Below are 9913 nucleotides of genomic sequence, written 5' to 3' on the forward strand. Positions count from 1 at the left end.
CGTCGACGGCATCGCGCATTTCCCAGGTCCAGTATTCGTCATGGCCGACGAACACGGCGCAGTCATAGCCGTCGAGAATTTCCGGCGAAAAATGCAGATCATGCTGGCTGGCGAGATCGACTTGATAGCCGGCCCGCTCGGCGAAGCGGAAAAAATGGCTGTCGTAGCTGGCCCAGCCGGACGAAGCGTATTTCTTCGAATGGCCGGTGGCGAGCGCCCACTCCATGTGCGGATAGCGCGGCACGGTCTTCGGCGGCACAGCGACCTCCAGCGGCACACGCGGCGCATCCTTGGGCAGCACGACGAAGCCACGGCACCAGGGGCGCTGCGTCGAGACGATGGGCGAATACTGGTTGCGATCCGGCCCGGTGATGCCCTGATAGTGGTTGGAGCCGCCCCAGGTGTTGTAGGCCAGCCATGTGCCTGTCGCCGCCACCTGGAGCACGCGGCCAGGTTTGCGGCCCGGCTGCGGGCAGACGATGAAAATATGGTGGCATTGGATCGGCTTGCCGTCGAGCCCGTCGGCGGTCAGCGTGACCCGATAGGCGCCGGACGGCCAGCCCGCTCCGACGCGAAATTCGAAGGATGGGTCCCAACCGCAGCCTTCAGCCGAACACTGGTCGGGTGTGTCCTGCCAGCGTGCCGCGATGCCCGATTTCTCGAATACTTTGTTTTCGCTGCCGCCATCTCGGGTGATTGTGATGCCGAACGTCGCAGCTGTCGAACTGACATGCAAAGCCACCGTTTCGCCGGCGCGATAGGAAAACCGGTCGCTGTAGCACCAGATCTCGCCGCGCTCGCCATCCATGCCTGGCCACTCGTAATAGTGGCCGCGCACCGCGTGGCGGCGCTGCTCCGGCGTCAGTCCGAAATCGGGGAATTCCGTGTTTGGGCTGGTCATGGTCATACTCAGGCGGAAAGATATTTCTTGAGGAAGCTGCGCGTGCGGTCCTTCTGCGGCGCGCGGAACATGTCGCCGGGCGGGCCTTCCTCGACGATCACGCCGTCATCCATGAACAGCACCCTGTCGGCCACTTCGCCGGCAAAGCGCATCTCATGCGTTACGATGAGCATGGTCATGTGTTCGGCGGCAAGCTGTTTCATCACCGCGTTGACCTCGTCGACCAGTTCCGGATCGAGCGCCGAGGTGGCTTCGTCGAACAGCATCACCTTGGGCTGCATCGCCAGTGCACGGGCAATGGCCACACGCTGCTTCTGGCCGCCCGAAAGCCGCGAGGGGTAGGCGTCGATCTTGTCGGCGAGCCCGACCTTGGACAAGAGGCTATGCGCCAGCGCATGCGCGTCACTTTTGGTCATGCCTTTTAGGATGATCGGTCCCATGGAAATGTTCTCGATCACGGTCAGATGCGGGAACAGATTGAAGTGCTGAAACACCATGCCCATCTGCTGGCGCACCTTGTTGATGTGCCGCTCGAAGGCATGGCCGTGCAGCTTCTGGTTGACCTGCACGCCGTCGAGCCAGACTTCACCGGAGTCCAGGGATTCCAAATGGTTGATGGAGCGCAGCAGCGTGCTCTTGCCGGAGCCACTCGGGCCGATGATGGCGACGATCTGCCCGCGATCGACCGACAGGCCTATGCCTTTGAGAACCTCGACGGCGCCAAACGATTTGCGCGCGCCGCGAACCTCGACCATTGGCCGCTGCGTGCTCATCGGGAAACCTCCACATGTCTTTCAAACCGACGCAAAGCCGCCTCGAGCACAAGATTGAGAATGTAATAAAGCGCCGCTGCGGTGATGTAGAACTCGAACGGGCGGAACGTTTCGCTGATCGCCAGCTGGGCCGAATGGACCAACTCGGCGATGCCGATGACCGAGACGATCGAGGATTCCTTCAACAGCGCGATCAGATTACCGCCGATCGGTGGTGCCGTGTTGCGGATGGCTTGCGGTATCACGACATGGCGCAGCGTCTGCCACTTGCCGAAGCCGATGCTGCGCGCACCCTCCGTCTGGCCGACATCGACGGCCACGATGCCGGCGCGGATGATGTCGGCATTGTAGACGGCAAAGTGCAGGCCGAGCCCAACAATGCCGGCGGCAAGGGCAGGAATGTCGATGCCGATCTGCACCAGGCCGAAATAGATCAGGAACAGCTGCAACAGCAGCGGCGTGCCCATGAACACCCACATGAGCGCGCGCACGGGATAGGCAACGATCTTAGGGGCGTAGAGCACGATGACCGCGAACAGGATGCCGCCGACGAAGCTGAGTGCGCCCGCCGAGACCGTCAGCACCGCCGTCCACCAGGCACCAATCAACAGAAGGTCCCAGTAGGGCGCGACGACGGTGAAATCCAAACCTTGCATCGTGCTCTCCGGTCAGACGATGGCGAAGCGTTTGTCGAGCAGGTCGACGATCCGCGCAACCGCGTAGACCATGATCATGTAGAGCAGGGCTGCAACGCCGAATATCTCGAACGGCTTGTAGGTGGAGCCGATGAAGCGCTGGGCGGTGTAGGTCAGTTCGACGACTGAAATGGTCGACACAAGTGCTGATCCCTTCAACAAAGCAACCGTATTGACCCCGAGCGGCCGGATCATCAGCCGTGCGGCCTGCGGCAGCACGACCTTGCGCAAGGTCTGGAAACGGCTGAAGCCTGTTGTGCGGGCGGCCTCCGTCTGGCCCCTGTCGACCGCGACCAGCGCACCACGGATCGATTCCGCCATATAGGCGCCGATGTTGAGACCGAGGCCGATAACGCCGGCGGCGAACGGCTCCAGATTGATGCCGATCTGCGGGCCGCCGAAATAGAGCACGAAGAGCTGGATCAGGCACGGCGTGCCGCGAAACAGGCTGACATAGAGCGTGCCGATGGTCCGCAGGATTGCCGATTTCGACATCTTGGCGGCCGCGGCCAATGAAGCAGCCGCGAGGCCCAGGATCAGGGCCAACACCGTGATCTCGATCGTCACCAAGGCGGCCTCCACGAAGAACGGGAAGACGCGCTGCATCAAGGAGAAATCCATGAAAGGGTCCAGCAGGAGTAACGCTCGGCTTCAGGCGGCTTTGCTCGCCTGAAGCCAGGAGAGATCAGCGGATGTCGCTGCCGACCCACTTCATCGAGATCTTTTCGTAGCTGCCGTCCGCCAGCATGTCGTCCAGCGCCTTCTGCATCGCAGCCTTGAGCTCCGGATTGTCCTTGCGGATGGCGATGCCGATGGCAACAGCGCCGCCTTCGATATCGGGCGTGTTGAGCTTGCGGACCTTCTCGCCCGTCTCCTTGACGGCAACCATGACCGGAATGTTGTCGACGACTATCGCGTCGACGCGGCCGGCCCTCAGCTCCAGCAGCATTTCCGGCAGGCCCTTGTAGGTACGGATATCCCAGCCACCCTTTTCGCGCGCCCATTTCTCATGCGTCTCGCCCAGCGTCACGCCAATGGTCTTGCCCTTGAGGTCGTCGAGGCTCTGCACTTTCGACTGCTCGCTGACGAAAACGGCGCGGCCGGCGTGGTAGTAAGGCCCGACGAAATCGACCACCTTTTCACGCTCAGGCGTGATCGTCATCGAGCCAACGACGGTGTCGTATTTGTTGGCGAGCAGGCCGGCAATGATGCCGTCCCAGGCCGTGGTGATGATGGTGCCCTTGACACCGATGCGCTCGGCGATGGCCTTGCCGATATCGGCGTCGAAACCGACGACTTCATTCTGGTCGTTGACGAAGTTGAAGGGCGGATACTGACCGCTCATGGAAATCTTCAGCTCGCCCGCCGCCTTGATCTTTTCGAGGTCGTCGGCCCTGGCCGAAACGGCAGTGAAGGTCGACGCAAGCAGCAGGGCCGCAACGGCGATGCCGGAAAATACTCTGTTCATCTGATTTCCTCTCCTCTGGATGGCGCGCAAGGTTTGTTCTTGGGAGGCGTGCAGACGCTTTCCTGTCATCAATGATTGCCTTTGCGGTATCATTGCGCAAATAGATAATGCGAATAGAGAGCATAGATATCAGGAATGGTACTTCCACGCCCCGAACGGCTGGTCTGGGATCTCGACTGGAACCTTCTGAGGACATTCGTCGTCATCGCGGAGGTGAAGGGCATCACGCGAGCTGCGGAGCGACTGAACCTCAAGCAACCCAGCGTCAGCAATGCTCTGCGGCGACTGGAGGACCGGGTGGGCCGGCGTCTGGTCGAGCGCGACGCGACGCGCTTCGAACTGACCGAGGTCGGGCGGCTTCTCTACGAGCAGAGCGTCGAGGTGTTCGGCACCATATCGCAGTTGCCGCTGCTGATGCGCGGCATCAGCGACGATGTTACCGGCCATGTGATGATCGCGACGGCAAGCCATGTCGTCTCGCCGCTCTTTGATCAGGCGCTGTCCGAGTTCCACAGCAACTACCCGCACGCCAGCATCACCATTTCAGTCGCAGCAAGCACCGAAGTCGCCAAGCAGGTGAGGGAGCGGCGTGCTTCCTTCGGCATCTGCCTGGTCAGCCAGCGCGATCCGGCGCTGGAATATGCGATGGTCTACCGCGAGTTCTTCGGCTTCTTCTGTGGGCCGCAGCACAGGCTTTACGGGCAAACCGGGCTGACGCTGACCGATCTCCGAGGCGAGCCCTCGGTATCGTTCCAGACCGACCATATCTCGGATGCGTTGCGGCCGGTCGCGCTGTTGCGCAGCGAGGCCCGGCTCAATGCCGATGTCGTCGGCGTGTCCTCGAGCCTGGAAGAGGTGCGGCGCATGATCGTCGCCGGGTTGGGCATTGGGCCGCTGCCGCTGCACGTCGCGCGGCGGGATGTGGCGGATGGAATGCTGTGGCGGCTGCCGCCCTATGACGCGCCGCCGGCCATCGACATCTTCCTGCTGGTCAATCCGGACAAGGTGATGAACCGCGCCGAGAAGGCGCTGCTGTCAGGGCTGCAGACGCTGATTGCCGACACGCCCCTCGATGACCGCATCTACATAGGCTGACGGGCGGAGACAGGCTTATTCGATCAAGAAGGCCGAAGAGCGGTCGCGCATCGGCTCGTCCAGAGCGACCGAGGCGCGCGCGGCAAGGTCGAAGCGCACGCTTGTCGTCCGGCTCGATGCGCGGACAATGCCGTCGAGCGAGCCCAACATCACCTGTTCGAAGGTGATGGAGGTGCGGCCGATCTTCACGACATGCGAGCGGATGGTGATGAGTGCACCGGCTTTCGTTTCATGCCGATAGTCGATTTCGGTGCGCACGTCGGCCCATCCGATCTGCGACGCCTGGTTGTCGTCCTGTCCGGCAATATGGCCGAGAAGCTGGAAGCTGGCATCATCGAACATCGCCGCGTAGTGACGCACATTCACGTGCCCCATCACGTCGCACATCCAGGGATGAGCGACGCCGACAAAGGTGACGAGAGATTTGCTCATGGGGATTTGCTCCGTGGCCTTCGACGATCGCGCAGACGCAATATCGAAACGCGCGACGACAGGCAAACGATCTGCTGTCCCTGGCATCTTCGAACCGAGAATGGCCTTCGGACTTCGTATTCGTTAGCCGCACCCTTGGCCACCTCCATCAAACGGACTATTTCAGGGGTGGCGGCGTTTCCGCCACGGGGGTCGGCATGCTCAGAGTGCAAAAGGTCAAGGTCGACGAGATCTACGTGCCGACGGCGCGCAAGAAAACGCTGCATCCCGAGACCGTCCGCCATCTCGCCGAGGACATTCTGGAAAACGGCATGAAGACGCCGATCCAGGTCCGCCATGACGGCAAGCGCCACATCCTCGTCGAAGGCCTGCACCGGCTGGAAGCGGCAAAGTGGCTCGGCGAGACCGAGATCGAGGCCTATCTGGTGCAAGCCAAGCGCCACTAAGGCTTTGGCCCATCGATCACTTTGTCATCCTCGGGTCTCCGCGACGGAGCTGCGTTCGTGCTCCGCCCGTGGATGACGAAGGTGAGTGACGCCTCGGGTCAATCGAAACGGTGTCGCAAAATTTTCGCTGGCCGATGTCGGCTTGCGGTTCATCGGCTCGTCCTTGGGACGGAAGCCAGATCAAACGCAGGACGCCATCATGACCACCAAGCTCGACATCGCCCCCACCAACGACCGCGAACTGGTTCTCGCCCGCATCATCGATGCGCCGCGCGAGAACGTCTATCGCTGCTGGACCGATCCGAAACTGATCACGCGCTGGTTCTCTCCAAAACCGTGGACGACGCCGCGCGCGGAGATGGATGTGCGCGCCGGTGGCTCGAGCCTTGTCGTCATGGCCAGCCCGGACGGCAACGAGTTCCCCAACCCAGGTGTCTTCCTCGAAGTCGTTGCCGGCAGGAAGATCGTCCTCACCGACGCCTACACTGAGGCTTGGCAGCCTTCGGAAAAGCCGTTCATGACCGTCGCGCTGACCTTCGAGGACGAGGGCAACGGCAAGACCCGCTACATCGCTCGGGTCAGGCACTGGAGCGTCGCCGACCGCGAACAGCATGAGAAGATGGGGTTCCACGAGGGCTGGGGACAGTGCGCCGACCAGCTCGAAGAACTCGCCAAAACGCTTTGATCCGCATAACGCCTTGATATCGACAGGAGAGGAGATCGATATGTTCAAAACCCTGTTTTTCGCCATTTTTGCTTCGGCCGCAGCACTGCTTGCCTGCCCGGGCATCATCAATGCAGAGGAGACAAAACCTGCCATGACGACTGAAACGAATGCACTGCCGAAGCCGGAAAAGTCCGGCCTTCTGACGATCAACGGCCTGAACTACTACTATGCAATCTATGGCAAGGGCGAGCCGCTGCTTCTGCTGCATGGTGGTCTTGGCACCACGGATATGTTCGCGCCGATCCTGCCGAAACTTGCCGAAAACCGCACCGTCATCGGCGTCGACCTGCAGGGTCACGGCCGCACCGCGCTGGGTGACCGACCATTCACCGTGGAGGCGATGGGCGACGACATGGCCGCCATCGTCAAGGCGCTCGGTTACAGCCAGGTCGATGTCATGGGCTATTCGCTAGGCGGCGGCGTCGCCTTCCGCATGGCCGTCCAGCATCCCGAAGCGGTGCGCCGCCTCGTCTTGGTATCGACCGGCTACGCCACGGACGGCTTCTATGACGAGATGCGTCCGCAGCAGGCACAGGTGAGCGCAGCCGCGGCTGAGTTCATGAAGGACACGCCGATGTACAAATCCTACGTCGCGGTGGCGCCACATCCGGAGGAGTTCCCGAAGCTCCTCGATGCGCTGGGCGGCTTCATGCGTCAGAACCGCGATTACTCGGCCGATGTCGCCAAGCTGAAGATGCCTGTCATGCTGGTCTATGGCGACAGCGATATGTATAAGCCCGAACACGAGATCAAGTTCTATCAGATGCTCGGCGGCGGACTGAAGGACGCCGGCTGGATGCGCGAGAACTTGTCGCAGAACCGCCTGGCGATCCTGCCCAACCGCACCCACTACGATGTCTTCTTCGCCCCGGAGCTGACGGCCGCCGCGCTGCCGTTCCTAAACGGCCAGACCAAGGTCAAGACCTGGGACGAGGTCGTCGGCGAAATGGAGTGAACGCCAAAACCGCCGGCTGTTGGCGGGCAGCCGGCATTCCGTGGCTCCATGACGGCTTTCGGCGTCATGGCTTCATCCCAACTCGCATCAGCACAAGCGATGACATTGCATCAAAGCTTTTCAATTGACCCAATCGGCCCCGCCGATACGTTGCGCGCCTATTCTCTCCCACCAGTGGATCCAGACAATGGCAAGATATGAGGGCGGATGCCTGTGCAAGGCGGTGCGCTACCGCGCGGACGCGGCTCCCATCAACGAACGCGTCTGCCACTGCCGGCTTTGCCAGAAGGCGATCGGCGCCGCCTTCAACGCACGCGTGCTGTTTCGCATCGAGGACGTGACGATCGATGGGCCGCTGGCGACTATAGGCTCTTCACCGGATCTCAAGCGCGGCTTTTGCCCGAGCTGCGGCACAACGCTGTTCTCCCGACGTGATTCCGCAGGGATTATCGGCATCACCACCGGTTCGCTCGACGATCCCACGGTTTTCAAGCCGCAAATGCATATTTTCACGGCCTCGAAGCAGCCTTGGCTGGTGCTTGATGACGGCCTGCCGAAATACGAAGGCGCCCCTCCGCCAGGCTAATTTTTCCCTTCTCCCCTTGTTGTGGAAGAAGGTGGATCGACGCGCAGCGCCAGGGGAAGGGAAGAGCGCAAGCATGGCCAAAATTTAATCCAAATCGACACGAGATAGCCGGCAAAGCGTCATTGGCGAGCCATCTTTGTCGTCCTATTTAAGGGTCGCGGGTACGGCATTCGAGGAGACGACGGATGAACGACAGCATCAGCACCCTGGACGAGCTTTTGAGAGATCCGATGGTCCTGCTTGTGATGGAGCGCGATCGTGTGCGTCCCGAACAGGTGCGCATGCTGCTCGAACGGGCTCGCCGGCCTTCGACCGATGAGCCCGAAGTGCCGCCGGCGCATGTGATCGCCAGGACATGCCAGAAACTCTGGCTCTGCCCGTAGTCGCTTTGCGATTTTCCCTGTGTGCCTCAAGCCGGCCCCAAGGTGGGCCGGTTTTCGAACGGCGTGCACCTCGGCGTGCCAGCTTACAAATCCGTAAATTGATTATCCGGCCCATGACGATAAGGCTTGCCCGGGATTGACCGATGGTCGGTCCACGCAACTCCGATCTCTCATGCACGGAATTCGATTTTGGCCGATATCTGCACCCAAGGCCTCGACACGGGCTTCGTCGGCCTGGGGTTCGCCAAGGTGGCGTTCCTCGGCGTGGTGCAAGGCATCACGGAACTGCTGCCAATTTCCTCGACTGCCCATATGCGCATCGTGCCGGCCGTGCTCGGCTGGCAGGATCCTGGCTCCGCCTTCTCCGCCGCCATGCAGCTTGCGGCCCTTGCCGCGGTGGTCAGCTATTTCTGGAGCGACGTCAGGGATATCCTGTTTGGATCGCTCGACGCTCTGGCGCGACGCGATTTCGCCGACCGGCATTTCAAGCTGGCGCTCTGGATCGTGCTGGCGACGATCCCCATCGTCATCGCCGGCGTTGCGCTGTCGGGCCTGCTCAACGCCTGCAATTCGCCGCTGCGTAGCCTGACGGTGATCGGCTGGGCCTGCATCGCCATGGCGATCCTGCTGGCGCTGGCCGAGATCTTTGCCCGTCACCGGCGCAGCATGGGCGATGCGTCGCTGACCGATGCGCTGCTCGTCGGTATCGCCCAGATCGGCGCGCTTGTCCCCGGCGTCTCGCGCTCGGGCTCGACCCTGACAGCGGCACTGGGGCTCGGCTTCAAACGGGCCGAAGCGGCGCGCTTCTCGTTCCTGCTCGGGCTGCCTGCCATCGCGCTCGCCGGCCTCAAGGAACTCTGGGAACTGCACAAGGTCCATCTCGACGCCCATGGCTGGTCGGTGCTTGCTGTCGGGCTGGTCGTCGCGTCGATCTCCGCCTTCTTCGCCATATGGGGGCTGATGCGCGTGCTGGAGCGTTTCTCGGCTTGGCCGTTCGTCATCTATCGCGGCCTGCTCGGCATCGTCTTGTTGTCGAGCGTCGCCATGGGATGGCTCGTCTAAGGCAGTTCCACAGTATCGCTTGAAACGGGCTATATCCGTACCGGACCTCGAACTTCGATTCCGGTACGCACATGGATTTTTTGACCCTCCTGCAATCGGTGCCACTGTTGCTGGCGATGGCCAAGGGGGCGCTGCCGTCGGTGGCGGCGCTTGGCGCGTCGTTCGGCCAGTGGGTTGTCTCGCTGCCACCATGCCGGGACTTCACCTTCGAGGCGACCAGCTATCTCGTTTGCGAGGTCGATCCGAAACGATATCAGCTCGAGCTGTTCTGGAAGGATGCGGCGGGCAAGCCGTTTCAGTCGCTGCACAATCTGCATGCCGCGCAACAGGCGATCGGGCGCACGATGCTGTTCGGCATCAATGCCGGCATGTATCACCCGAACCTCGCGC

The 9913-nt window shown here is 61.7% G+C and carries 13 protein-coding genes and 1 pseudogene; 8 read left to right on the forward strand and 6 right to left on the reverse strand.

The window, feature by feature from the left end:
* The 5 genes from EN969_RS05535 to EN969_RS05555 all read right to left on the reverse strand — a co-directional run.
* The coding region (locus EN969_RS05535; RefSeq protein ID WP_348632373.1) for a N,N-dimethylformamidase beta subunit family domain-containing protein at positions 1–901 on the reverse strand (901 nt) is incomplete at its 3' end.
* An 8-nt stretch (positions 902–909) separates the two neighbouring features.
* Entirely contained in the window at positions 910–1674 is a 765-nt protein-coding gene (locus EN969_RS05540; protein ID WP_063167835.1) for an amino acid ABC transporter ATP-binding protein, read from the reverse strand.
* Positions 1671–2330: an amino acid ABC transporter permease gene (locus EN969_RS05545; RefSeq protein ID WP_013532096.1), complete on the reverse strand. Its 660-nt coding sequence runs from the start codon at positions 2328–2330 to the stop codon at positions 1671–1673. The genes EN969_RS05540 and EN969_RS05545 overlap by 4 nt, the downstream gene beginning before the upstream one ends.
* Before the next feature lie 12 nt (positions 2331–2342).
* Positions 2343–2990, reverse strand: a complete 648-nt coding sequence (locus EN969_RS05550; protein ID WP_063167836.1) for an amino acid ABC transporter permease — start codon at positions 2988–2990, stop codon at positions 2343–2345.
* Between the two features lie 64 nt (positions 2991–3054).
* Entirely contained in the window at positions 3055–3837 is a 783-nt protein-coding gene (locus tag EN969_RS05555) for an ABC transporter substrate-binding protein (protein ID WP_063167837.1), read from the reverse strand.
* Positions 3838–3972: 135 nt separating this feature from the next.
* On the opposite strand from EN969_RS05555, the gene EN969_RS05560 reads away from it, so the two are divergent.
* Positions 3973–4932, forward strand: a complete 960-nt coding sequence (locus tag EN969_RS05560) for a LysR family transcriptional regulator (protein WP_127224109.1) — start codon at positions 3973–3975, stop codon at positions 4930–4932.
* Between the two features lie 15 nt (positions 4933–4947).
* On the opposite strand, the gene EN969_RS05565 is transcribed toward EN969_RS05560, so the two are convergent.
* Positions 4948–5364 (reverse strand): acyl-CoA thioesterase, encoded by a 417-nt coding sequence (locus EN969_RS05565; RefSeq protein ID WP_024504355.1) that lies wholly within the window; start codon positions 5362–5364, stop codon positions 4948–4950.
* A 197-nt stretch (positions 5365–5561) separates the two neighbouring features.
* Here EN969_RS05565 and EN969_RS05570 point away from each other — a divergent pair, with 197 nt between their 5' ends.
* The 7 genes and pseudogenes from EN969_RS05570 to EN969_RS05600 all read left to right on the forward strand — a co-directional run.
* Positions 5562–5810, forward strand: coding sequence for a ParB N-terminal domain-containing protein (locus EN969_RS05570; RefSeq protein ID WP_013532091.1), 249 nt, complete (start codon positions 5562–5564; stop codon positions 5808–5810).
* A 199-nt stretch (positions 5811–6009) separates the two neighbouring features.
* Entirely contained in the window at positions 6010–6495 is a 486-nt protein-coding gene (locus tag EN969_RS05575) for an SRPBCC family protein (RefSeq protein ID WP_024504356.1), read from the forward strand.
* Positions 6496–6535: 40 nt separating this feature from the next.
* Positions 6536–7492, forward strand: coding sequence for an alpha/beta hydrolase (locus EN969_RS05580; RefSeq protein ID WP_063167839.1), 957 nt, complete (start codon positions 6536–6538; stop codon positions 7490–7492).
* Positions 7493–7679: 187 nt separating this feature from the next.
* On the forward strand, positions 7680–8078 hold the full coding sequence (locus EN969_RS05585) for a GFA family protein (protein ID WP_013532088.1): 399 nt from the start codon (positions 7680–7682) through the stop codon (positions 8076–8078).
* A gap of 185 nt (positions 8079–8263) precedes the next feature.
* Positions 8264–8461, forward strand: a complete 198-nt coding sequence (locus EN969_RS05590; protein ID WP_027162632.1) for a hypothetical protein — start codon at positions 8264–8266, stop codon at positions 8459–8461.
* A gap of 189 nt (positions 8462–8650) precedes the next feature.
* A complete protein-coding gene (locus EN969_RS05595; protein ID WP_013532086.1) occupies positions 8651–9523 on the forward strand; it encodes an undecaprenyl-diphosphate phosphatase in 873 nt (290 codons plus the stop codon).
* Between the two features lie 71 nt (positions 9524–9594).
* Positions 9595–9913: pseudogene (locus EN969_RS05600) on the forward strand (hypothetical protein); the annotation flags it as partial.

Origin of the sequence: Mesorhizobium sp. M7A.F.Ca.CA.003.01.2.1 (assembly GCF_003998945.1) — a bacterium.
Taxonomy (GTDB): domain Bacteria; phylum Pseudomonadota; class Alphaproteobacteria; order Rhizobiales; family Rhizobiaceae; genus Mesorhizobium; species Mesorhizobium ciceri.